Annotated in this window: 20 protein-coding genes and 1 pseudogene; 5 read left to right on the top strand and 16 right to left on the bottom strand. The window is 44.5% G+C overall.

Features of this window, described 5'->3' with window-relative positions; all coding sequences use genetic code 11:
- Positions 1–20: 20 nt before the first annotated feature.
- Positions 21–539: an NUDIX hydrolase gene (locus OCV30_RS19005; protein ID WP_065678195.1), complete on the bottom strand. Its 519-nt coding sequence runs from the start codon at positions 537–539 to the stop codon at positions 21–23.
- Positions 540–908: 369 nt separating this feature from the next.
- On the opposite strand from OCV30_RS19005, the gene OCV30_RS19000 reads away from it, so the two are divergent.
- Positions 909–1,163, top strand: a complete 255-nt coding sequence (locus OCV30_RS19000) for a putative hemolysin (protein WP_009845615.1) — start codon at positions 909–911, stop codon at positions 1,161–1,163.
- A 211-nt stretch (positions 1,164–1,374) separates the two neighbouring features.
- Here the strand turns inward: OCV30_RS19000 and OCV30_RS18995 are convergent, their stop codons facing one another.
- Entirely contained in the window at positions 1,375–2,253 is an 879-nt protein-coding gene (locus OCV30_RS18995; protein ID WP_065678194.1) for a YdcF family protein, read from the bottom strand.
- Positions 2,254–2,628: 375 nt separating this feature from the next.
- On the opposite strand from OCV30_RS18995, the gene OCV30_RS18990 reads away from it, so the two are divergent.
- The 4 genes from OCV30_RS18990 (at position 2,629) to OCV30_RS18975 (ending at position 7,935) form a co-directional block, all read left to right on the top strand.
- Positions 2,629–3,999: an L-serine ammonia-lyase gene (locus tag OCV30_RS18990; protein ID WP_065678193.1), complete on the top strand. Its 1,371-nt coding sequence runs from the start codon at positions 2,629–2,631 to the stop codon at positions 3,997–3,999.
- 584 nt (positions 4,000–4,583) lie between these two features.
- Positions 4,584–6,062 (top strand): peptide MFS transporter, encoded by a 1,479-nt coding sequence (locus OCV30_RS18985; protein ID WP_122046249.1) that lies wholly within the window; start codon positions 4,584–4,586, stop codon positions 6,060–6,062.
- 233 nt (positions 6,063–6,295) lie between these two features.
- A complete protein-coding gene (locus OCV30_RS18980; protein ID WP_102552608.1) occupies positions 6,296–7,057 on the top strand; it encodes an IS5 family transposase in 762 nt (253 codons plus the stop codon).
- A 95-nt stretch (positions 7,058–7,152) separates the two neighbouring features.
- Positions 7,153–7,935: a siderophore-interacting protein gene (locus OCV30_RS18975; RefSeq protein ID WP_065679298.1), complete on the top strand. Its 783-nt coding sequence runs from the start codon at positions 7,153–7,155 to the stop codon at positions 7,933–7,935.
- A gap of 114 nt (positions 7,936–8,049) precedes the next feature.
- Here the strand turns inward: OCV30_RS18975 and gntR are convergent, their stop codons facing one another.
- The 14 genes and pseudogenes from gntR to OCV30_RS18905 form a co-directional block, all read right to left on the bottom strand.
- The gene (gntR, locus tag OCV30_RS18970; RefSeq protein WP_083994608.1) at positions 8,050–9,051 is read right to left on the bottom strand and encodes a gluconate operon transcriptional repressor GntR; all 1,002 of its coding nucleotides are present in this window, start codon (positions 9,049–9,051) and stop codon (positions 8,050–8,052) included.
- Between the two features lie 309 nt (positions 9,052–9,360).
- The gene (gene pepE / locus OCV30_RS18965; protein ID WP_065679313.1) at positions 9,361–10,092 is read right to left on the bottom strand and encodes a dipeptidase PepE; all 732 of its coding nucleotides are present in this window, start codon (positions 10,090–10,092) and stop codon (positions 9,361–9,363) included.
- A gap of 24 nt (positions 10,093–10,116) precedes the next feature.
- A pseudogene (locus OCV30_RS18960) lies at positions 10,117–10,323 on the bottom strand (peptidase T); the annotation flags it as partial.
- A 244-nt stretch (positions 10,324–10,567) separates the two neighbouring features.
- Entirely contained in the window at positions 10,568–12,076 is a 1,509-nt protein-coding gene (gndA, locus tag OCV30_RS18955) for an NADP-dependent phosphogluconate dehydrogenase (protein ID WP_065679299.1), read from the bottom strand.
- A gap of 3 nt (positions 12,077–12,079) precedes the next feature.
- The gene (locus OCV30_RS18950; protein WP_065679300.1) at positions 12,080–12,577 is read right to left on the bottom strand and encodes a gluconokinase; all 498 of its coding nucleotides are present in this window, start codon (positions 12,575–12,577) and stop codon (positions 12,080–12,082) included.
- Positions 12,578–12,695: 118 nt separating this feature from the next.
- The gene (locus tag OCV30_RS18945; RefSeq protein WP_012600364.1) at positions 12,696–14,018 is read right to left on the bottom strand and encodes a TRAP transporter large permease; all 1,323 of its coding nucleotides are present in this window, start codon (positions 14,016–14,018) and stop codon (positions 12,696–12,698) included.
- Positions 14,011–14,568: a TRAP transporter small permease subunit gene (locus tag OCV30_RS18940; RefSeq protein WP_004730132.1), complete on the bottom strand. Its 558-nt coding sequence runs from the start codon at positions 14,566–14,568 to the stop codon at positions 14,011–14,013. The genes OCV30_RS18945 and OCV30_RS18940 overlap by 8 nt, the downstream gene beginning before the upstream one ends.
- 65 nt (positions 14,569–14,633) lie before the next feature.
- Positions 14,634–15,650, bottom strand: coding sequence for a TRAP transporter substrate-binding protein (locus OCV30_RS18935; RefSeq protein ID WP_009845626.1), 1,017 nt, complete (start codon positions 15,648–15,650; stop codon positions 14,634–14,636).
- Between the two features lie 200 nt (positions 15,651–15,850).
- Positions 15,851–16,753: an EamA family transporter gene (locus tag OCV30_RS18930; RefSeq protein WP_065679301.1), complete on the bottom strand. Its 903-nt coding sequence runs from the start codon at positions 16,751–16,753 to the stop codon at positions 15,851–15,853.
- Positions 16,754–16,890: 137 nt separating this feature from the next.
- Positions 16,891–17,595, bottom strand: coding sequence for a phosphonate utilization transcriptional regulator PhnR (gene phnR / locus OCV30_RS18925; RefSeq protein ID WP_061023284.1), 705 nt, complete (start codon positions 17,593–17,595; stop codon positions 16,891–16,893).
- A 68-nt stretch (positions 17,596–17,663) separates the two neighbouring features.
- The gene (locus tag OCV30_RS18920; protein ID WP_209439697.1) at positions 17,664–19,373 is read right to left on the bottom strand and encodes a putative 2-aminoethylphosphonate ABC transporter permease subunit; all 1,710 of its coding nucleotides are present in this window, start codon (positions 19,371–19,373) and stop codon (positions 17,664–17,666) included.
- A 21-nt stretch (positions 19,374–19,394) separates the two neighbouring features.
- A complete protein-coding gene (locus OCV30_RS18915) occupies positions 19,395–20,504 on the bottom strand; it encodes a putative 2-aminoethylphosphonate ABC transporter ATP-binding protein (RefSeq protein ID WP_065679303.1) in 1,110 nt (369 codons plus the stop codon).
- Between the two features lie 227 nt (positions 20,505–20,731).
- On the bottom strand, positions 20,732–22,153 hold the full coding sequence (locus OCV30_RS18910; RefSeq protein ID WP_065679304.1) for an FAD-dependent oxidoreductase: 1,422 nt from the start codon (positions 22,151–22,153) through the stop codon (positions 20,732–20,734).
- Positions 22,154–22,289: 136 nt separating this feature from the next.
- Positions 22,290–23,300 (bottom strand): putative 2-aminoethylphosphonate ABC transporter substrate-binding protein, encoded by a 1,011-nt coding sequence (locus tag OCV30_RS18905; RefSeq protein ID WP_065679305.1) that lies wholly within the window; start codon positions 23,298–23,300, stop codon positions 22,290–22,292.
- Positions 23,301–23,398 lie beyond the last annotated feature (98 nt).

Genomic DNA, 23,398 nt, shown 5'->3' with positions numbered 1-23,398 from the left:
CAAAATTATATTGAGGAAAGCTACAGCATTTCCTTCGCTACCAAATGCAGCAGAAACGTTTCCCGCTCTATGCTCATGCCCTTTTTAGGACTCTCGGCCATCGTCTTCTCATTATGAGCAATGGCCTCATGAATGTTCATCCACACAGGTCTCATCCCATTTTTCACTTCGTAGTCTTCGTAAGCTGTTTCGCCAAGCTCACGATCAATCTTGCATGAGTAGCAGTAAGAAATCATGTGCATTATATCCGTGTCATCTTTATACCAAGGACGAAACTCTTCAAAAATACCGAACGGTTTAATACTGTGAATGTTCTTCGCACCCGTTTCTTCTTCAAGCTCACGGACCATACCTGCGATCACATCCTCACCGTCATCCAAACCACCACCAGGAATGGTGTAGTCGTGATAACGCTCTGTATAAAGCATCAAAATGTCTTCGCCATCTAACACAATCGCACGTGCAGCATTGCGCTTATATACCGTCTTATTGTCTAGGTGAACGATATCAGGGTGAATAGTGGTTTTAAGGTGTCTCATGATTCTGACTGCTCTACTGAATTTGGCGGCATCATATCATAATCATCAATAGATTCGACGTTCTCCGTCCCCTGAAAGAACACATAACCTCTGCTTTTGATCGCTGTTCCCCCACTGCTATCTAGTAGAAATAACCATCAAGTAGCACCTTATTGAGGGAGGCCGTTCCTGTTAGAGCACCAACTATGCCAGTATGATCAAACACTCAAAAAGCAGTAAAAATAGCGAAATATCAACCTATTTCAATATCTTGACCAAATTAGAACAACCTTTTCTGAAATCTAAAATATACTAGTTTCATAGAGCTTCTAATCTGGTTCTGTAGAACTTAACGCATTCGATTATAGAGTTATCACGTAGGAGATAAACATGAAGAAAATTGGTTTGATGGCTGTATTTGCCGTTGTGTTGGGCGGTTGTGCAAACGACTATGCAGAATATAGCGAAGGCCAACGTGTTTCAGTGGCTAACCCAGCTGCGGTTTATTGTGTTCAACAAGATGGTGAATTAGACACCGTAACTGAAAACAATCAACGCACTACTTATTGTGTATTTGATGACGGTGAACGTATCGAACAGTGGGAATACTACCGCAACAACCATGAGCAAAAAGAAGAAAGCTAAGCTGCGACATCGTGAACTGTTGACGTCACACCTATACACGACGTTGACCCTTCACTAATGCCACCCTGTCAAATGACATGACATTAGGTAAACTGTTCGCTATCGAGCGGTCGGTTTACCTTACTATACACATCAACTTTGTACACACATCACCTTCATACACAAAGCACCTTTTGGCTACCTAGCTGTATTACTAATATTGGTGTTTTCGCTATCTCCACCAGCGATGTGTGTGATCTGATTCTGGATCTAAATAACGATTCAATAAAGTCAGGTTAGTATCGAGCAATGCTAGGTACTCCTTAACTTTTTCTATGTCGATTCCGACTGGGGTATTTTGGATGCAGGTCTCCAACACTGGAAGCAAGCTTTCTACGATATCAAAATGAGATGAACGCCCAACTAACTCCTTTGCCGCTAACAAGGCTTCCAAAGACAACCTTTCTGGCTCTCGTCTTACTGAATCCAAATCCCTCTTAAATGCACCCACAGAGACACCTTCAAGATAGACTCGGTAGGTCGTCAGGGCATCCATTAACAGAAACAATTGCCCTTGCTCTGTTTGATGAGGGTATGGCACTGCGACATGAGCCTCTCGCTGAGGATCTATTTGTAGTTCCACCCCAAGTGCAGAGCACTTCTCGACCAAAACCTTAAGCAAACCTTGCTCGTCCATCAGTGATTGAATCTCGAAGATACGTTGTAAGTGGTAGTCATTAGAAACGAACGTCACCTTCACACTCTGCCCGCGTGTAAACAGCCCACTTTCAATCATCTCTGAGGCCAAGTTTTGAATGTTCTCAACCGTATTTGTCGAATGCTGCTCAAGTAAAACCGCCCCTATGAGAAACGGATACTCACGTTGATTTTCAAGCTCTCGAAAATACTCGTGCATCATATCGGCTTCAGAAACGGTTTGGCCTTGTGTCACCCCACCACAGAACGCCACAGCCGTTTGCTGGTTCGACTCTTCAGCCAAAGGCCCCGACAGATATTCAACTAAAGCATCAACTCGACTGATTCCTTCATTAGTCAATTTATTCTCATTAAGTCGCTTACCTAGCACAATAAGGAGGTGAATAATGCTCATTTTATGTTCAAGTCTCGTTTTAGTGATTAGATGGAGTGAATTATGTATACAATACTTATTAACAAAAGTATTTTGAAATTCTTACATGTTGCTCTCAATAATGCTCACTATTGATAGCAACATCTCGGGTCATACAAGAATAGACGTGTCGCTTTAAAGCAAACATAGCACGCTCTTGTATTTCATCGCCCTATGCTTGTTAACACGAGTTTCAATAAAAGAGACCTTTCAAGCAAAGAGCCAGCTCAGTCGAATAACTGTTTCAGCCAAAGAACTGCTTCACCCAAAGAACAGGTTCACTCAAAGAAGTGGAACTAGCGAAATACAAATTTTACACAGAGTTCGTCCATCGAACCGTCTTCACAGGAAGTTACTATGCTGTCTATTTTTGATATCTACAAAATTGGAGTTGGGCCGTCCAGCTCCCACACAAATGGACCAATGATCGCTGGGTTTAACTTTACCCAAAAAATTGATGCTCAACTTAAACAAGTGGATCGCATTCAAATCGACTTATACGGGTCATTATCATTGACGGGGATTGGTCACCATACAGACAGAGCAACCTTATTAGGTTTACTCGGTAACCGCCCCGACACCATTAAAATTACCAGTGCTAACCAAGCAATGCGTAAAGCGATTGAAGATAAGTCTCTACTGGTAAGCGGTAACCATGAAATTCACTTCGACGTAGAAAGCGACTTACTGTTCCATAAAACTAACCTTCCTCTGCATGAAAATGGCATGACCATCTCTGCCTTTGACGCTAGCGGTCGTCTTTTAGAGATGGAAACATACTACTCAATCGGTGGCGGCTTTATTGCAACCGCTGATGAGCTACAAAATGGCAAGCAGGAAACAGAAACGCAAGTTGAGTTCCCTTTTACTTCTGCTGACCAACTACTTGAATTGGCCGAGCAACAAGGACTTAGCCTTGGAGGCTTAATCCTGCGTAATGAAGTGTCTTTCCAAGGTATGGATGTGATTGACCAGAAAGCCGACCAAATCTGGAAGGTGATGTCTCTGTGCATGCAGCGAGGCTTCGACACCGAAGGCATCCTTGATGGCGGTCTAGAAGTGACGCGTCGAGCCCCTGCTCTTTTGAAAAAGCTTGAGGCCAATGCTTCGATTGAAAACGATCCAATGGAGATCATGGATTGGATTAACCTATTTGCCTTTGCTGTGAGTGAAGAAAACGCAGCGGGTGGCCAAGTGGTAACATCTCCAACCAATGGTGCAGCTGGCGTGATTCCTGCGGTATTAATGTACTACCATCGTTTCATTAAAGAGCTAGACACCAAACAGCTGAAAGACTTCTTGGCAGTCTCTGGCGCTATCGGCATCTTATATAAAACCAACGCTTCGATTTCTGGTGCAGAGGTAGGTTGTCAGGGTGAAGTTGGCGTATCTTCATCAATGGCTGCTGCTGGCCTAACGGCCCTACGTGGTGGTAGCAACGAGCAAATCTGTATTGCCGCTGAAATCGCAATGGAACACTCACTGGGCATGACGTGCGATCCAATCGGCGGGCTTGTTCAGGTGCCATGTATCGAGCGCAATGCAATGGGCGCAATGAAAGCCATCAACGCATCACGTATGGCGCTGAAACGTACCAGCAAGTGTCTTATCTCGTTAGACAAGGTTATCGCAACCATGTACCAAACAGGAAAAGACATGAACAAAAAGTACCGTGAAACGTCCTTAGGTGGCTTGGCCGTGATCCACATGGCTCCTCCTTGTGAATAACCGCGAATACCAATCACAGTAAGTAAGTGATCATAAATAGCGCAGGAAAAAGGCTCAAGAACAAGGCGGCTCTTCTCGATAAGAAGTTTCGATAAGTAGTTATTCTACAATCAAAATTTCTAACGCAGTTATTGAGCGTTTTAACAAGCTAGGATGACCAGCTATTTACTACGATTGGTATAAAACACGAGTCGAGAAAGCCGCTGTAGAGACGGCATTCTCGTAAACGTCGTTTTCGATACCCAAACATAGCCAGCCACCAAGCTGGCTTTTTTATTGGCTAAAATCCAACAGCTAATTGAAAGTGATACTCACTTGAATATTTTACAAGATTACCACCTGTAACTTTCCGTTCTTGGCTCGCGAATTAGCAACAAATAAATCTGACCGACATTTACATAACCATCCACTAGCAAAATCTAATATTGCACATTTAATGCATGAGAAAAATGAATCGCCCGATAAGAAAAGATATAGAGAGCAAAGTAACGAACACAGCAAATGTTTCATTTTATGTATTGCTATTAATGATATTATAATTGGGTAATTACACTACATATCAACACAAATGTGAGAATAAAATAATGTGGAATAGATTAAACAAATCAATGATGTTCTGCCAAATGATGTTCGGACTTTCGTTCTATGGCGTCATGGTGATCTTGACTCGCTTCTTCCTTGAAGATCTGAACTACAACGAAGCCGACACCATGATGGTTGTTGGTGCTTTCTCTGCAATCGGACCGCTATTTGCTATCGCAGGCGGTTTCATCGCCGACAAATTTTTAGGCGCATACCGATCATTGACCATTGCCTTTCTCGGATTCGCAAGTGGTTATGGTCTACTGGTACTCGGTGCCGCAGCGACTAATGTTCCAATGGCTTTATGTGGTATTGCTTTAGCGAGTTATGCGCGTGGTTTGATGTCCCCTTCTTACCCAAGTCTTTACAAACGCACGTTCAAAACTCAAGAAGATTTCGAAAATTGCTACCCAATCAACTACTCAGTAAACAATATTGGTGCTCTATTAGGTCAATACCTGTTCCCAATGCTAGTGCTAGTTGTCGGTTTCCACGGTGGCTTCCTTCTCTCAGGTGTTCTAGCCGGTGCTGCACTTCTGATGATGCTCTTTGTTCGCAAAGGCCTTGTTGAAGCAAGTGCTGAAATCGACCAAAAACCAGTTAGCACGAAAAACTGGGCTGCGTTCCTTGGTCTTTCTGCGGCAATGATCGGCTTGGTATTTTTCATGTTCTCTAACATGGATATCGGCCAGAACATTGTGTACGCAATTGGTGGTGCAGCGATCATCTACTTTGTTTCTTTGATGATGAAATCGAAGAAATCAGACATGCTGAAAATGGGTACTATCTTAATCATCACATTCCTGACGACATGCTTCTTCGTGTACTACGGCCAAATGATGACGTCGATGACAATGGTAGCGATCAACACAATGCGTGGCGATCTACTTGGCTTCATCCCTGTAGCCCCGGAAGCTTCAATGGCAATGAACCCACTTTGGTGTATGGTTGCAGGCCCTATTATTACGGGTATCTTCTCTAAGCTAGAAAAGAAAAACATTCACTTCTCTACCGCAACCAAAGTAGGTTTCTCTTTCATTTTGACGGCGATCGCTTTCGGTATCTTAACGATGGCAGTAACGACCGTAGGTGAGGATATTCTGATTCGCCCTGAAGTGTTCTTAGCAATCCACTTCTTCCTGGCATTTGGTGAAGTTATTGTTGGTTCTATGGTTGTAGCCTTCATTCTGTCTGTTGCACCTAAGCACATCGAGAACTTCTCAGTAAGCTTATTCTCTGTAGCAATCGCAATGTCAGGCATTGTTGGTGCCGTATTCTCAACGTCTATTGCGCTTGAGAAAGGCCAAGAGATCACACAAGAGATCGTTCAAACGGTTTACGGTGATTACTTCCAAATGCTGACTGTTCTAGCGGTTGTAATGGTGGGTATCGCAATGGCAGCATCGTTCATTATTCGTAAGATGCTAGACGCAGCGAAAGCCGCAGATGAGACGATTGAACTAGAGCAAGCAAACAGCTAATTCTGCTCACGTTAAATAGATCTAACACTTCAAGCCCTTTAGCTTTCTAAAAGGGCTTTTTTTGTCGGTATGGATGCCAGGGTAGATAGATAGGTGATTCAAGTTACGTTGCGCTGTGTAAATCAAAGTAAATGATAACTATTAGGGCGTGTTGATCTTTCGTGAGTGTTTTTTGAACAGCATGGTAAAGAGTTATAATTTGCTTCGCCAAAAGTAAAACCATAACCAATACCATGCCAAGAACAATGCTAACTGATATTCGCTGGGAACTGCTACTCCAAGTTATGAAAAGTACAGGTCGTATTTACGATAAAACTGAACATCGAATGACATTTGAAGGAATACTTTATCGAATGAGAACAGGTATTCCTTGGCGAGATCTACCCTCTGAGTTCGGAGAGTGGAGTACCGTTTACAGACGATTTAATCTTTGGTCAAAGAAAGGGATTTTAGATAAACTTTTCAAAAGCTTATCTAGCATGGCTGATTTTGAATGGGTCTTTCTTGATGGCTCTATAGTTCGAGCGCATCAGCATAGTACAGGTGCAGCTACTGAAAGCTCAGAGCAAATAGGAAAAAGTCGCGGGGGCAACTCAACCAAAATTCACTTAGCCGTAGATAGTGGTGGTCTGCCGATTTGCTTTGATTTATCAGAAGGACAACGCCACGATATAGTGCATGCCGAAAGCTTAGTTGAACAACTCGATGAAGTTAATACTATCGTTTGTGATAAAGGATATGACAGCGAACCTTTCCGTACTTTTGTTAAGGAACGTGGCGGAGAAACGGTAATTGCTAAACGCAATTACGGACAAGATATAGACAAAGACAGTATGGATTGGTGTCTATACAAGTATCGTCACTTGGTCGAAAATGCCTTTGGGAGAATTAAGCATTATCGAGCTATTTCAAGTAGATATGACAAGCTAGAAAGGAATTATGCCAGCATGTTATCGCTGGCATTCATGTTAATGTGGCTACCGATGTATTGTTGAACACAAAATGTACAGCAAAGATCAACACGCCCTAGTATTGAGTGTTTTTTAGTTCAGGATTATGATGTTGAAATCAAAATCTAAGAGAGCCTTATATGAGCAAGCCTAGCCCTATCACATTAACTGTTACTCAAACCTCAACCATTACACCGAACATGCAGCGTATAACGCTTAGCGGTGAAGGATTAAGTAAGTATCCAACCGAATGTGCCGGCGGCTACATCAAGCTTTTATTCTCGCCACTCGGCACCACTGATTTAAGCCAACTGAATGATGGTGAGCGCCCAACCATGCGCACATACACCATTCGTCAGTACAACCCTGTAGAAAACTGGATTGAGGTTGATTTCGTTCGCCACATCACTACAGATTTGCAGTGTGGTTTTGCAGCAAGGTGGGCAATGAACGCGAAAGTGGGCGACACAGTTTCAGTGGCTGGCCCAGGTTTAATTCAAGGACTTAACCTAGAGTCAGACTGGTTCTTCTTAGTTGCAGACATGACATCCCTACCTGCACTCTCTGCAAAAGTAAAAACGCTTCCAGAACACGCCGTAGGGCACGCCGTCATCCAGATCAATTCAGCAGCAGATAAACAAACGCTTAAAGCACCTCAAGGTATAAAAGTCACTTGGTTAATTGAAGATGAAACTGAAGAAACACTTTCACAAACGGTTCGCAATTTAGAATGGTTAGACGGTCAGGTTTCAATTTGGACAGCGTGTGAATTTGAAAGCATGCGCGAGCTGAGACAATACTTCCGAAACGAAAAAGAAGTCGCGAAAGAGAACATCTACATCAGCAGTTATTGGAAGCGTGGCGTCACTGAAGACGGCCACAAAGTGTTGAAGCAACAAGATGCTCAAGCTTTAGTGGGTTAAGTCTGTTACCACATACATCTTTTGCCAGATAAATAAAAAACGTCCTTAGCGAAGTTCGTCTCGTTAAGGGCGTTTTAGTTTGAATCCGATGAAGCTCAAAGCCGAAGTGTAAAATTAGATACTCTCACCCACTTCAATCTCGTAACCGAGATCCAGCTTCGCGACCCATTCTTTATTGCCTTGTAAACGCGCTACAACTTGCTGTGCAGCGACTTTACCGATCTGCTCCCTAGGTGTTACGACAGTCGCTAAACGAGGCGTCATCGCCACTGTGATGTCGTGTCCGTGAAAACCCGCAATCGCCATCTTCTCGGGTACTTGAATACCACGTCGTACGCATTCGTAAAAAGCACCAATGGCCAAATCATCGTTAGTACAGAAAATACCATTCACTTCAGGATGCTTATCAAGTAACTCACTAATCAGTTTTGCGCCTAAAGTAAACGAAGACGCGTCTTCCGTTTGCAGCGTTACTGGCGTTTTGTCGGCTTCTTGCATCGCATGCTCATATCCCGCCATTTTCAAGCGAGTACGTTCATCCATTCGAGCAGCCAAATAAGCGATATTGGTACGCCCTCGATCGATCATGGTTTTGGTCATCGCTCTAGCCGCTTCAAAGTTATCAAAGCCCACTGCTTGTTCAATACGGGGAGACACCGAATCCATAATTTCAATCACAGGGATAGAAACGGTCTGCAGCATTTTACGCGCTCTATCAGTGTGCACATTTTCTGAAAGGATAATCGCGTCAACGTTGTAAGAAAGCAGCGAAGCGATGCTCTGCTCTTCCAGTTCTGCGCTATAGCCATAGTGGGCAATCATGGTTTGGTAGCCCGCAGGCGCGGTAACTTGTTCAATGCCACGGATAACTTCGGCGAAAACTTGGTTAGTTAACGAGGGAACAAGAACACCGATAGCATTGCTTTTTGCGTTAGAAAGAATGTCTGGAGCACGATTAGGGATGTAACCTAACTCGTCGACTGCAGCGCTGATCTTATCTCGCAGTGCTTCTGATACCTGTGAAGAGTCTCTTAGACAGCGACTGACGGTCATTTTAGTGACACCAACTAGGTTGGCAACATCTTGTAATGTGGGACGTTTTTTCTTACTTAGCATACTGACAGCATCATGGTTACGATTAATGTTACTGGTAACATAGTAACGAATTTCGACTACTTTAGAAGAACTAAACACCTAAAACTTGATATCAGATCATAAACACACACGTTGCTTTGTCACCAATAAAACTAACAATACTTATTTTCGAAGACGATGTTCAATAAGTTCTCAACTTACACCTGATGTGTATATTACGCATTAAAAACCCCAACCTTGGATGATCAACATTGGGGTTTCGTTTAACCCATTGCAGTTGCTTACATAGCCTACCCCTAGTAAAGGCAGTAGCCTGTCTCTATTCGTTATCTAGCAACCGATATCCATCAAGAATGCAAGATCGCTGTCCGCCGTGAACGTTTCAGCAAGTTGACCATGCTTAAAGAGCTTCATTGGCTTGCCTGTCGCGCTGTGGTACGTTAATTTTCCTTCACACACTTGCAGCATCGTCCCTTCAGGGATACCAACAACGACTTCACTTGGGTTCATGCACAAAAACTCTTCAATACGTTCATCACGTGTTTCGCCCATATGCCCAGCAATGGATGCTTCTATATAGTGAGGGTTAATCTGAAATGGCACAAAATTAAGCGCAGGCAAGATAGCAGCACTGACAATTGGCATATCATTGGTAGTACGGATCGTTGGGGTTGCGACATTTGTTCCCGCACTCCAACCAATAAACAGCTTACCTTTCTTGATCACAGCATCACGCATCGGTGTTACCAAGCCTAGGTCGTGAAGCATACGGTTAAGTACCCACGTATTACCGCCACTAATGATGATACCATCAACCTCTTTCAAGGCTTGCACTGGGTCTTCGGCTTCATGAATACTCACCACTTCGCAATCATATTCATCGAACACTTGCTGTAATTGCTGCGTGCGATCTGAGTATTGCCCTCGAATCATTGCGAATGGAATAAACAACATTTTTTTAGGCTGAGTCTTTTCCATCATTGGACGAATCCACTCTTTACCATACTCTAAAAGTGATGTGTCACCTGGTAACTTACCGTTACTAAATAGCATTACATTCATTACAACCTCACTACAATTTGCAAATTTACTATATATTATTTTGATATTCTCTTGAACTACAGCACTTGCCGCTTTCAAAGACTCTACGGGTAAGTATTCATAAATTGAGGGGAAGTAATGTGCGCCAGTAAACAAGTTCGGAAAAGGAATGACCTTTTGAGATAAAACAGTCCCGTCATAACCATAACGCGAAGGAATTGAGCGCATTTCTATTCCAGTATTATTGGAATAATCGAAATCATTAAACATCTTTTCAATTTGGGGAAAACTTTTCTAAAACAGCCATGAAGTAATCAAGGGAATCTATTATCCCCACAACCAAAGGTGCGCAACCTATGATAGTCATGTTGAGATGATGGTCATACGTTATGGTGGCGTCAGTAGTTAATAGATTTATTCAACATTGTTCGACATGTTTGTTTTGGTTTAAAACGAATAAAAATAACGCCCTCTTGTTGAGGGCGTTATTGATTGTTTAAGCGTTCACTTTTACTTCAGTTCTTGGAGACTGACTCCAAGTCACGTGAAAATTTTCAGCTTCATCTCTATCGACTCGCGAATAAGTATGAGAACCAAAATAGTCACGTTGCGCTTGCAGCAGATTTGCAGGCAACACCTCACAACGTAATGAGTCGAAGTAACTCAGAGCAGAGCTGATTCCCGGCATCGGCACACCATACAAAGCTGAGTTCGCTACCGCGATGCGCCAAGCAAGCTCACGCTCTTCCACTTGTTTGATGAAAGCCTCATCAAACAACAGGTTCGCCAGCTCAGCATTTTGTTGATAAGCCGATGTAATACCTTGCAAGAAAGCGGCACGAATAATACAACCCGCTCGCCAAATCTTAGCAATTTGAGTGAAATCGAGATTCCATCCCTCTTTGTCTGACGCTGTTTTCAGCAAATCAAAGCCTTGCGCGTAAACAGACAGTTTGGCGCAATATAGGGCATCGTGAAGCTCAGAAATAACCTCGGCTTTATCCAACTGGCTGACATCAGCAATACGGCCTTTTAGAAGCTGACTACCTTGAATACGTTGTGATTTTTGACCGCTCATCGCACGTGCATAAACCGCTTGAGCAATGGTTGGTGTAGGACAACCTTCTTGCAGGCTGTTAACTGCCGTCCACAAACCCGTACCTTTCTGCCCTGCTTTATCAAGCACAACCTCAACGAACGGCTTGCCCGTTACAACATCTTCTTGTTGAAGAATATCGGCGCTGATTTCCATCAGGTAACTGTTGAGAACACCTTGATTCCACTGCCCAAAGATTTGGCCAATCTCTTGAGCTGGCATTCCAAGAACGTCACGCATGAACTGGTACACTTCGCAGATAAGCTGCATGTCAGCGTACTCAATGCCATTGTGCACCATTTTTACATAGTGCCCTGCACCCGAAGGACCAACATACGCCGCGCACGCTTCACCCGCTTCAAACTGAGCAACCGGTAGTCCATTAGCATCCACTTTCGCTGCAATCGCGTCCCACATCGGCTTCACATATTGCCAAGCCGACTGGTCACCACTTGCCATGAGCGCAGGGCCAACACGAGCCCCTTCTTCTCCACCAGAAACAGCGGTGCTAAAGAAACGAAGCTTGCCTTTGTAGCTCACTTCGCGTGCTTCGGTATCTGTCCAAAGGCTGTTGCCTGTATCGATAACAATGTCATCCTTTTCTAAGCCAGCATCAAGCAAGCTATTGACGACGATATCGACAGGTTTTCCAGCAGGAACCGACAAAGCGATTACACGCGGCTTCGCGAGCCCTTGCAGCACATGTTCAAGGCTAGTCCCTTGTGTGAACTGACCTTTACCAGTAAACGATTCATTCAGCAGCTTGGCTTCTGAACTGGCGCGATCAATGTTGTCGGCGTTCAAATCAAAACCTGCTACGTTGAATCCATTATCAAGTAGGTTGAGTGCAAGGCTTTTACCCATCACTCCTAAACCAATCATCGCGATATCGTTTTTTATCTGAGTCATGATTTAGCCTATCTGCTTAATTTGTTTGAGTGCACTTTCTACGACTTGCTCAACATCTTGCGATATATCGACAAATAACGCTTCACCTAGCTCAGGCTCAACCAAGGTTGCGAATTGGCTTTTCAACATTTCTTGACCATTAAAGTAATGGTTTTCGCGAGCTTTATGGCGATTCCAAATCGTATCGAAACTGCCCTGAAGGTATATAATCACTAAGTCTTCATTGTTCTCGCGCAGAATCTCGCGGTATTGAGGTTTCAATGCAGAGCATGCGATCACAGCACTTGGTTGTTCGATATATTGCTTATTCAGTGTTTCTAGCCATCCTTGACGATCTTCGTCAGTCAGCGGAATACCTTGACGCATTTTTTCTACATTGCTTTGTGGATGGAAGTCATCGCCATCAAAGAATTGAAATTCTAAAGCCTGCGCGATACGGCTACCAATCAGGCTTTTTCCGCATCCAGATACGCCCATCACTAGTATTTTTTTGCTTTTCATAAGGCAAGCCTTCCCTAAGCCCCAACCAAAACAGGGGCTGACAATCGAATCTAATAGTTAAACTTGTGTTGCTGTTGATAGGTTCCTGAACGTTATACTCACTCAGGAACCTTTGCTGTTATTGCCACCAAAGCGCGAGCTGAGGGAAGATAATAACCAATGCCAGAACCAATACTTGAAGTGCAATAAACGGCAGTAATGAAGAGAAAATCTCACCTAAGCTGATGTCTTTTGGTGCTACTGATTTCAAGTAGAATGCCGCAGGACCAAACGGCGGTGACAAGAACGACACCTGCATGTTTAGGCAGAACACAACGCCGAACCATACTGGGTCAAAACCAAGGCCAGTGATGATTGGAACGAAGATTGGCATTGTTAGAAGTGCTACACCTACCCAGTCAAGGAACATGCCTAGTACCAACAAAATAGCCATCATGATTAATAGCGTTACTGTCGCGTTACCGCCACTGAGCGCAAGGATGGTTTCTTCAACAAAATCAATGCCGCCCATCAGGTTGTAGATACCAACCAATGCGCTTGCACCGATACCAATCCACATGATCATGCCGCAAGTACGCATGGTTGCGATGGCACTCTCTTTCAGCATGTTGTAGTTCAGCTCACCACGGATTAGTGCACTGATCATGATGCCAACTACACCCAAAGCAGACGCTTCTGTTACTGATGCGATACCTGTGTAGATACTGCCCAAAACCGTTGCGACAGAAAGCAATGGGAAGAACAGAGCTTTGAAGTAGCTTGGCTGATTGGCGATGTCTTCTTCTGTCTCGTCATCACTTGGAATTGGCGCAAGAGAAGGGTTGAGCTTACAGCGAATCAATACGTAGCCGATGTAACAGCCCGCAAGAATAAACGCAGGTAGGAAAGAAGCTTTGAACAAGTCGCCGATCGATACGCTGGCTGTCATACCGTAGATGATCAGTACGATACTTGGCGGAAGCATGGTACCAAGTGCGCCACCCGCACAGGTTGTACCGATAGCAAGCTTACGGTCGTAACCTAAACGAAGCATTTGAGGCAGAGCAAGAATACCCAGTAGTACCGTTTCACCACCGATAACACCTGACATCGAAGCCAGTAACACAGCTACCAATAAGGTTTGTACCGCAACACCGCCACGAACCTTACGGCCGACAGATTTCATTGCATCAAACAGATCACGCGCGATACCCGAACGGTCTAGTAAAGCGGCCATCAATACGAACATGGGAACGGCAAGGAAAACATAACCAGAAGCAAAGCTGTAGGTACGGCTTGCGATCAAAGGTAAGGCATCAGGACCAAACCAACACAGAGTGAAGAAAATCGCGACAAAGCCTGTTACGAACGCTAGCTGCATACCGGTCAGTAGCAAACCAATCATCATAACCAGCATGAGCAAACTGCCCCATGCGATACCAATAGAAGATAAATCAAACATCGTCATTCTTCCTTAGACCCATCAACTCTTGGATTAGGTGCAATACAAACTGGACAACAAGAACACACAAAACGACAAAAATCAGGCCTTTCAGCAACGCAGGATAAGGCGCGTTTAACACTGAACCTGATGTTTCAAGGCGGAATTCACCCCATGGTGCAAACCACGCTTCTTCCGCAGTGAAGTAAGCCGCGTAAGCCAGCATGCCAGCAAAGGCCAAACCAACAATGTGGTGAACAAGATTAAGATATTTGCGTGCTTGGTTAGACACTGAATCGTAGATAAGAACCACACGTACATGCTTATTCGCAGCAAACGCGTAGATACCACCAATAATGAATAAAGAACCACCGATGAAAGAAGCTGTTTCATGTACCCATGTGGTCGGGGCATCGAATGCGTAACGCATCACAACTTCATAAAATGAAATCAATACAGTAAAAATAAACAACCAGCTAACGAGATTACTGAACTTTATAACAAAACGATCAAGCGCATTTCTTGGTTGCTCGTCGTTTTCAGCTGGGGCGTGGGGGATTTTATCGGTCATGAGCCAAATTTCCTGGGAGAATACGGGAGAGCAATGCCCTCCCCCGTCAGTTAGCTAAGTTTAAATTACAGTAAGCCGTTTTCTTCTAGGAACACTGTTACTGAAGTGTAAACTTTTCCTGCGTTATCAGAACGCTCTGCAAATACTTTCCATTGGCCTTTCGCGATTTCACGGAACTTCTTACGCTCTTCTTGAGACCAGTCGTGGATAGTAATTTCAGGGTTCGCTTGAGCTTCTTTAAGCGCAGCTTGGTCAGCCATTTTCAGCTGAGTCGTCATGTCGTAAGAGAAGTCACGCACTGATGTTTGCAGCATTGTTTGTAGATCAGCTGGCATCTTGTCCCATTTCTTCTGAGAAATAGAGATATCGATAAGCGGCAATGAGTGGAAACCCGGTTGAACTGGGTGAGTAGCGATATCGTTCATGCCCGCTTTTTGGTTGGTAGAGAATACCGTGTAGTCCGCGGCATCAATTACGCCTTTGCTTAGGCCAGTAAATACTTCAGAACCCGGCAGGTTTACTGGAGTTGCACCCGCGGCTGCAAATACTTGTTGAACTAGGCCTTCAGGCGCACGTAATTTCAGGCCTTTAAGATCCGCAACACCATCGATTGGCTTTTTAGAAATGAAAGATTCAACACCCGTCGTAGAAGCACCAACAAATTGAACACCGTAAGGCTTGTACAGTTCGGTCATTAGCTCATTACCACCACCGTAGTTCATGTACTGAAGCAGTTGTGTTGTGTCTGACCATGCGCCAACCATGTTACCGATAAGACCAAATGCTGGATCTTTACCAGAGAAGTAACCTGTTGCTGTGATGTGACCATCTAGGATGCCCATTTTGATCGCGCCTAGCGTTTCTGTGTGCTTAACCACAGCGCCTACAGGCAGAAGATCGATATCAATACGTCCGTTAGACATCGTCTCTACGCGCTCAGCCCACTTCTGCTGAACTTTGAAGTTCAAGTCACCAGATGGGTCTGAAGATTGAATCTTAAGTTTAAAGTCTGCAGCCATTGCTGATGTAGCAAATAGGCCAGTGAGGGAAGCAGCAATCAGCGTTTTAGTCAGAGCTTTCATTTGGGTATCCTTATGAGTTTCACAGAGTCCGGTTTGTAATTATATGTTACCGGTAACGTTAGAGTGGATGTTACCGGTAACTTTACAGACTTGTCTATGAGAAGGATCACATCTTTAACATTAGTAAAACGTTTGCTATCAATAAGGACAATGTGACCAAGAAGTCACATTTTAAGTAGGAAGGGAGTTTTAAAATTCTTTTAAATCAGTGAGATAACTAAACCTGCAATGATAAAAACGACGCCTACACCACGTGTAACGTGCCACTTTTCCTTTAAAAAGTAGATCCCCATCACTACGCCGAAGATGATACTTACTTGCCTAAGAGCAACAACCAAGCTGACGTTCTCAGTCATGGTCATCGCAAACAACACCAAACCATAAGTCGAAGCCATCATGATGCCGGCCACAGTGGCTTTCTTTCGCAGTATCCAAGCATTATGAAATTCGATTCTTTGGTTGGTTACGAATAACCAAACACTCAGCGGAATCACAATCGCCCAAAACTGAATGCCTAGGTAGAAAATCGCAGTGTGTTTGTTAGTAACGGTGGGTGTGCTTAGAGGCTCTAATAATAGAAGCGCCTCTTTATCAATGATGGAATAGCCCGTGGTACCAATAGCGGCGATTAACGCCCACAACACGCCGAGGTTGAGATACGCTTTTAACCTAAGATCTGAAAACTGCTTTAGTGGTACAAACATGCAGCCTAAGGTTATTAAAGTGAACCCAATCCATTGATTCACTGACAATTCATAGCCGATCAACACCGTGCCTAAACCCACCATCAACACAGGCAGTGCTCGTGCCATTGGGTAAATCACACCGATATCAGCCTGTTTATAGGCCGCGCCTAACCCAATCAAATAGACGATTTGGCAGATCCCACTTAAGAAGACCAGTTGCCAGAATGGAAGTGAGATATTTGATAGCCCAACACTGTGAACATACCAAATCAAATATGGCGTCAATATCGCTGCAGCGGCAAAGCCAGAGGCTAGGAAGAAAGACGAACCCGATCCTTGATTAGATTTACCTAGAACATTCCAACCCGCATGAAGCAGAGCCGAAATGATCACGATGACAATGGCAGAGAATTCCATTTCATTCCTAAATTATTGATGAATTAGCACAACGGCTGACAACAGGTGATAAAAAAGGCCTCCGAATAAGAGACCTTTGAGCGTTTCAATTGGGCAATCCTGCATAATTGCAGGTATGCCAACGTTATAACGTACGATTAGCGCTCTAGCTGTGCGATCGACTCAATGCTGATCGCGTCATGACGCCAATATTCAATATCGCAATCAATCAAATCACCGTCTTGATTGTAATTAACACGCTCAACCACCATAGCCGGAGAACCAGAAGTCGCACGCAGGGCTTGCGCGGTTTCGCCAAGCAAAGACGTTGTGCTCACTCGGTAACGGATCTTCTGATACACCACGCCAAAGTGCTCACGGTAGATGTCCGTCAACGATTTAGACAAGTCATAATCAAGCAAATTAGGGAACAGCTCAGGTCGAATGTAGTTGGTCACATACACAACGGGTCTGTCTTCAAGATAACGAACTCTGTCTACTCGATAAACATCCGAAAAAGGTTGCAGCTCAAGAAGCCTAGTTGCTTCCTTGGTTGCTAACATGCCTTTCGCCGCCACCAACTCTGTTTTTGGCTTACGATTCTGCGACAAAGCCATATTCGTGAAGTTCAGCGTTTGTGTTGGATCGTAGCGCAGTGGCGCAGGAGAGATAAACCAACCACGTCGGTCTTCTCGATAAATACGCCCTTCCGCTTCAAGTGAAGACAAGGCTTCACGTAACGTAACTCGTGTTGTATCAAACGATTCAGCCAGTTTTCGCTCCGCAGGCAGCTTCTGTCGTGGTGTTAACATCCCCGACTCTATCTGCTCTACGACGACATCTTTGATTTTTACGTACTGCACTTCATTTCCTTCTATTCTTGTTCTTGTCGTCAGCCACTCCTTGGCCAACTGCAATATAAAATGGTTCGCTAGCGTTTACGCCAAGCTTGGGTGCGCTTCTCGAATAACTTGTTGATTAACATATGAATCAACTTCGCGCTCGCTGCCGATATCATGATCATCACCGCCATGGCAGCAGCTGCACCCGTTTGTCCCGCATCATCCATATTCAGTACTGAAACTGACGCAGGTATCGTATCGGTAGAATACAAGAATACTACCGCAGATGTCGTGGTAAGTGCATTAATAAACAGGTATGTCGCAATATCTAAAATCGCAGGCAAACAAACCGGCACCGTCACCTTAAAGAACAGCTTGTATTGCGGTAGGTTAACCGAAGCCGCCGTCGCTTCTATCTCCTCAGGCAGCTGTTTTAATGCGGTTAATGCCGTCATGTGCCCTACCGTGTAATAGTGAACCACGGTGTTAATCACCAAGAACGCCATCGTGCCATACAAGAAGTTAAGTGGGTTGCTCAAATCGTTGAAGTAGAAGATGTACCCCAAACCCAACACCATACCCGGAACCGCCATCGGCACAACGCTGAGCATTTGCATTGCTTGACGAACAGGGCCAAATGCTCTGCCTTTCTCAATGCAATATGCACCAAGGAAAATCAACACGGTACCGATAATAGCAGTCCATGCGCCCAGCGTTAGAGAGTTGAAGAACGGCGTCCAACCATAAGTACTCATTTCTGCGAAGGTATAGTTATTCAAGGTGAGTGCTTTGTTCCAAGGCCAGAACGTGACCATAGAACCGTATATCGCCATGCCTAGCACGATAACAACAGCAGCAGAGATGATGGTGCAATAGAGCAAACACACGCCGTCACGTAGAGTGTTTGGTTCAGGTTGGTACGCGACGGATCGAGTATCAAACAAGCTCTTCTGTTTCTTTTGAACCCAGCGATCCACTGTAAACGCAAGCAGTGCCGGCAATAGCAATAAAATACTGGTTACTGCACCCATAGAGAAATTCTGTTGCCCTACCACTTGTTTAAAGATGTCAGTCGATAGAACGTTATAACTGCCACCAATCACCTTTGGCACACCAAAGTCACAAACCACCAGCGTAAATACAACGATCAGCGTGCTGATCAAACCATACTTTGCCGCAGGTAGCGTCACCATGAAAAAGGTTTTTAAAGATGAAGTATTGAGTGCACGTGCCGCCTCATACAGACGAGCATCAGAGGTTCTTAACGAGGTGGTCAGAATCATCAAGGCGTGTGGAAAAGTCCAGAATATTAAGCCGAGTGATATACCAATCAAACCGTATACCGAATTTCCCCCTAACACTTCTTTGGCGATACCTTGGTTGCCAAATAAGAAGATCAAACTGATCGCAGGAAGCAACGATGGAGCTAGAATCGGCGCTGAACCCAACACCTGAAAAAGCCCCTTGAAAGGCATACATGAACGAGTCAACGCATAGGCATAACCAAACGCTAATACACCCACGACAACCGTTACTAACAGCCCAAGCGTAAACGTGTTACCTACCGACTGCCAGAGGCTCTGCGAAGCAAAATACGTTGCGAAATTCTGTAATCCTACAAATTCACCGTCTGCGTTCTGAACACTCTTTTTCAACATTGCCCACAGAGGCATCAGAATGAATAGCGTCATGACCACTGACAAAAAAGCCAGAAGCCCGAATAGGATTACGTTGTCTTTACTTAACCGAGCAAGAAAAGGCGTTACTCGTCGTTGAATTAGCAGCTTAGATTGCATCATTTGAGTCGATTCCATGATTATTTACGCCGCCTCGTCTTTCATCACTTGCAGGCTTTTCGATGGGTAAGCTCTCAGGCCTTCTTGGTCAAACGCCACATAACGAATATCACTGCGACGCAGCTTCAATCGGTTGAACTCTTTGACTGATACATCGACGATGATCTCTTTCGCCGTTGAGTCATGTTGCAATTGACACTCAACACGATAAAACGCCCCTAAGAATTCGCTTGATACGATTCTCACTGGCAAGGATTCACTAAAACGATCAACAAACTGAATTTGCTCTGGACGAACGGCAATATCGAAAACATCACCCAGATTTGGCGTGAGATTATCTAAGCCAGGTAACGGCAGCATTGACTCAGCAATGCGCATCTTGCCTTGAGCTGCAACAGAAGCTTGAATAAAGTTCATACTGCCGACAAACTCAGCCACGAAACGACTGACGGGTTTTTGGTAGATCTCTTGTGGAGCGCCCACTTGCTCGATAACACCGTGATTCATTACCACAATGCGATCGGCCATGGTTAAGGCTTCATCTTGATCATGAGTCACCATAATAGTGGTGATACCTAGCTTGCGTTGCAGTTGGCAGATCTCGTCACGCAAATGTGTTCTTACCTTCGCATCCAACGCAGAAAGAGGCTCATCGAGTAGCAACAAGCCTGGAGACAACGCTAACGCGCGAGCCAGAGCAACACGCTGCTGCTGTCCACCAGATAGTTGATTTGGGAATTTCTGACCAGACGTTGGTAAGCCGATAGTCTCTAACCAAGACTCAACCGTCTCAAGGGCTTCTTTGGTCGACATGCCTTGGTTTTTTAGACCAATCGCAATGTTTTCTTCCACAGTGAGATTTGGAAACAAAGCGTAAGATTGGAACACGATGCCAAAGTCGCGCTTTTCTGGTGGCAAGAAGGTCGTATCATTACCGTTCTGCTCAATTGAGCCCGAGGTCGGTAAATCCAGTCCTGCAATCGCACGTAGTAGTGTCGTTTTACCGCAGCCAGACGGGCCAAGGAAACAGACGAACTCACCTTTTTCGATCGATAAGGATATGTCTTTTAACGCTGTAAATTGGCCAAATTGCTTTACAACGTTTTCAATATTCAAATAAGTTTGGTTGCTCATACTACAGCACTCTTTAAATGGTATATACCAAATCTAAACTTTGAATATTGCAGTTGAGTGACAAATTTATAGTAGCTAAATGACAGTTATATTGCAGAAATAATAAGCATTAAAGATTGCTATTTGTTCAGCTTTAAAAGTTAGTTCAATGTTGAAAACCCTCAGTGACTTGCCCATAAATCACTGAGAGCCTAAATGTAAACTTCTAATTTAAACGCTAGATTAATCTATGATTCAACCTTGTCGGCTTTGCCTGCCGCACCCGCGAGCTTTGCCAATTGCTTATCCAGCCACAATGGCGTGTTACCAGAATCTTCCGCGTTATCTTTTCTTCGCACCGCATCACGCACCATCATCGCACCTACCCAACGAAATGGCTCTGGCGGGAAGTGTCCCAACGGGCCTTTGGTTAAACCGCTTCGTGTCCATGCATTATCGATATCGAGTACCATGGCAGACAATATCTTTCCGCCCATACGAGTTTGCGCCACACCATTACCTGAGTAACCGAGCCCATAATAGATGTTGTTTTGGCCTTTTAGATTACCGAAAAATGGCAATCCTGTGACGGATCGGTCAGAACCGCCCGACCAGTTGTAATCGAATTCACTTTGTTCCAATTTAGGGAACAGCTTTTGAAACGATTGATTGAGAATCGGCAGATAATTGGTGGTTTGGTTAAACATGCTTTCGACTTGATTCGCAAACGAGAACTTATTGCCACCTTTACCCAACATGAGTCGTCCATCTTGGGTGTCACGGTAGTAGTGGACAAAAATACGCGAATCCACCACCGCCGCCCCTTTCTCTGGGCCAAACTGCTTGAGCTTTTCAGGAATAGGCTTGGTCACCACCATATCTGAAGAAACAACCACTATGCTGCGTTTGAACTCTTTAAAGTGATCGAGCATCCACGCATTGAGTGCCAAAATCACTTTATCCGCAAATACGGAACCGCCTTTGGTTTGAATTCGAGCTGGGGAGCCATAGTCGAGTGATGTCATCTCTGTGTTTTCGTGAATTCCGACACCCAGTTCGAGAGCAACTCTGCGCAAACCTCTAGCCAATAACGCAGGCTGCACACTACCCGCAGCTTCTGAGTAGTAACCCTCAATGTGGCGATCAGATCCCGCTTTATCAGCCAAAGAATTATCGCACTTCTTCCAGCTATTAATGCCTTGCTTAACCAGTTCATTAACGACTGGCTCCATTCCACCCTTCTGAGCTTGATTGGTCGCCGTGTAATAAGTGCCACTTCGATACAGATGCGCGTCGATGTCGTGTTCGTTACAGAAAGTTTCGATCTCGTAAATGACCTTTTCAGATTCCTTAACCAGCCATTTCGCCTGCTCTCTTCCGTAGAGCTTTTTCAGCGTTGGATACTTTGTCGACCACGTCAGCATACACCCTCCGTTCGCGCCAGAAGCACCGCTGCCACACAAACCTTTTTCAATCACCACAACGTGCTTTTGAGGCTGTTGTTGTTTGATTAAAATCGCCGTCCATAAACCAGTGTAACCACCGCCGACAATGGCGATATCACAGTTAACGTCTTTTTGAAGCGGCTTAGCCGAATCTAGTCCCGCATTGATGTTGCCAAATTCTTGTTCTAACGCTTGCTTGAACCAATATGAGTAGTGCTTTGTCATTTGTTGTACCTTACTTAAAACCTAAAGGCGTAAAACTAAAAAAGGAAGACCGAAGCCTTCCTTTACTGATTTCTAACTTCTAATGAACTAAATAGTTAAATAGCTAAATAGTTAAGTAACTAACTAGCTCAGCAGGTTAAGATTTTGGCTCTGATTTAGCGTCAAATTTCTCAGACCATGTTTTCAATACGTCAGCACGTTCATTGCCCATACGAGCGAAGTCCATTTTTGCCATGTTCTTCTCTACGTTCGGGAAGTTCTCGGCTTTACCTGTGACATCTTGGTGGCCAACAACTGGGTACATTTCGATGTAAAGTTCATTCGCAGCTTTAGAAATAGACCAATCGATAACACGTTGCGCTGCATCCGAAGGCTTAACAAGACCTACCGCTTCAGATTCCCAACCGATACCTTCCGGTGTAATCACAGAAAGTGGCGCGCCTTGAGTCTTCAGCTTCGCGCCGCGGCTCGCCATAGAAATACCGATAGCCACTTCACCCATACCCGCTTGAACACATGGCTTGGAACCGGAGTGCGTGTAGTGAGCAATGTTTTGATCTAGCTTCTGCATGTAGTTCCAACCTTGGTCTTCACCCATGTTTTGTAACCAAGCTGAAACCTGCATGTAGCCGGTACCAGAAGACGCTGGGTTTGGCATTGCAATATGGCCTTTGTAGATAGGCTTCGTTAGGTCATCCCAAGATTTAGGTGCAGGTAAGTTCAGTTGCTTAGCGACCACCTCGTTGAAACAAACTGCATTGAAGAATGCGTCATTGCCGTACCAAGCTTGAGTAGATTGCGGGTCGTTAAGATTTGCACGCAGCGCTTCTACACCTTGAGGCGTATAAGGTTTCAGGATGCCCTCTTCTTTAAGCAAAGCCATAGACGAGCCCGCAAGACCCCATACTACTTCTGCACGAGGGTTGTTTTTCTCGGCCAATAATTTTGCCGTCATGATCCCAGTTGAATCACGAACCCATTTGATGTTGATGTCTGGGTTTTCACTTTCAAATGCGTTTTTGTATTTCGCTAAAATGTCAGTTTCAAAAGCGGTGTAAACCGTCACTTCCTGTGCTGCATAAGCATTACCCGCTAATAGAGTAACTAATGCTGCAAGTGATCCTTTCATAAAACGGTTTTTCATCATTTTCTCCAGTCAGGCCCGATGCCAAGGTTAGGAATTGCCAAGGTTAAAGTTGTTAAGGCTAGAAGCTCCATCTAGAGGCTTCTATATCCATAAATTCA

The organism is Vibrio atlanticus (assembly GCF_024347315.1).
GTDB classification, from domain to species: domain Bacteria; phylum Pseudomonadota; class Gammaproteobacteria; order Enterobacterales; family Vibrionaceae; genus Vibrio; species Vibrio atlanticus.
This window is presented reverse-complemented; position numbering and strand designations above follow the sequence as displayed.

Bases quoted from the DNA above. Each gene is read 5' to 3' on its own strand.
- OCV30_RS19005 (WP_065678195.1), bottom strand. From the start codon at position 539: ATGAGACACCTTAAAACCACTATTCACCCTGATATCGTTCACCTAGAC.
- OCV30_RS19000 (WP_009845615.1), top strand. From the start codon at position 909: ATGAAGAAAATTGGTTTGATGGCTGTATTTGCCGTTGTGTTGGGCGGT.
- OCV30_RS18995 (WP_065678194.1), bottom strand. From the start codon at position 2,253: ATGAGCATTATTCACCTCCTTATTGTGCTAGGTAAGCGACTTAATGAG.
- OCV30_RS18990 (WP_065678193.1), top strand. From the start codon at position 2,629: ATGCTGTCTATTTTTGATATCTACAAAATTGGAGTTGGGCCGTCCAGC.
- OCV30_RS18985 (WP_122046249.1), top strand. From the start codon at position 4,584: ATGTGGAATAGATTAAACAAATCAATGATGTTCTGCCAAATGATGTTC.
- OCV30_RS18980 (WP_102552608.1), top strand. From the start codon at position 6,296: ATGCCAAGAACAATGCTAACTGATATTCGCTGGGAACTGCTACTCCAA.
- OCV30_RS18975 (WP_065679298.1), top strand. From the start codon at position 7,153: ATGAGCAAGCCTAGCCCTATCACATTAACTGTTACTCAAACCTCAACC.
- gntR (WP_083994608.1), bottom strand. From the start codon at position 9,051: ATGCTAAGTAAGAAAAAACGTCCCACATTACAAGATGTTGCCAACCTA.
- pepE (WP_065679313.1), bottom strand. From the start codon at position 10,092: ATGAATGTAATGCTATTTAGTAACGGTAAGTTACCAGGTGACACATCA.
- gndA (WP_065679299.1), bottom strand. From the start codon at position 12,076: ATGACTCAGATAAAAAACGATATCGCGATGATTGGTTTAGGAGTGATG.
- OCV30_RS18950 (WP_065679300.1), bottom strand. From the start codon at position 12,577: ATGAAAAGCAAAAAAATACTAGTGATGGGCGTATCTGGATGCGGAAAA.
- OCV30_RS18945 (WP_012600364.1), bottom strand. From the start codon at position 14,018: ATGTTTGATTTATCTTCTATTGGTATCGCATGGGGCAGTTTGCTCATG.
- OCV30_RS18940 (WP_004730132.1), bottom strand. From the start codon at position 14,568: ATGACCGATAAAATCCCCCACGCCCCAGCTGAAAACGACGAGCAACCA.
- OCV30_RS18935 (WP_009845626.1), bottom strand. From the start codon at position 15,650: ATGAAAGCTCTGACTAAAACGCTGATTGCTGCTTCCCTCACTGGCCTA.
- OCV30_RS18930 (WP_065679301.1), bottom strand. From the start codon at position 16,753: ATGGAATTCTCTGCCATTGTCATCGTGATCATTTCGGCTCTGCTTCAT.
- OCV30_RS18920 (WP_209439697.1), bottom strand. From the start codon at position 19,373: ATGATGCAATCTAAGCTGCTAATTCAACGACGAGTAACGCCTTTTCTT.
- OCV30_RS18915 (WP_065679303.1), bottom strand. From the start codon at position 20,504: ATGAGCAACCAAACTTATTTGAATATTGAAAACGTTGTAAAGCAATTT.
- OCV30_RS18910 (WP_065679304.1), bottom strand. From the start codon at position 22,153: ATGACAAAGCACTACTCATATTGGTTCAAGCAAGCGTTAGAACAAGAA.
- OCV30_RS18905 (WP_065679305.1), bottom strand. From the start codon at position 23,300: ATGATGAAAAACCGTTTTATGAAAGGATCACTTGCAGCATTAGTTACT.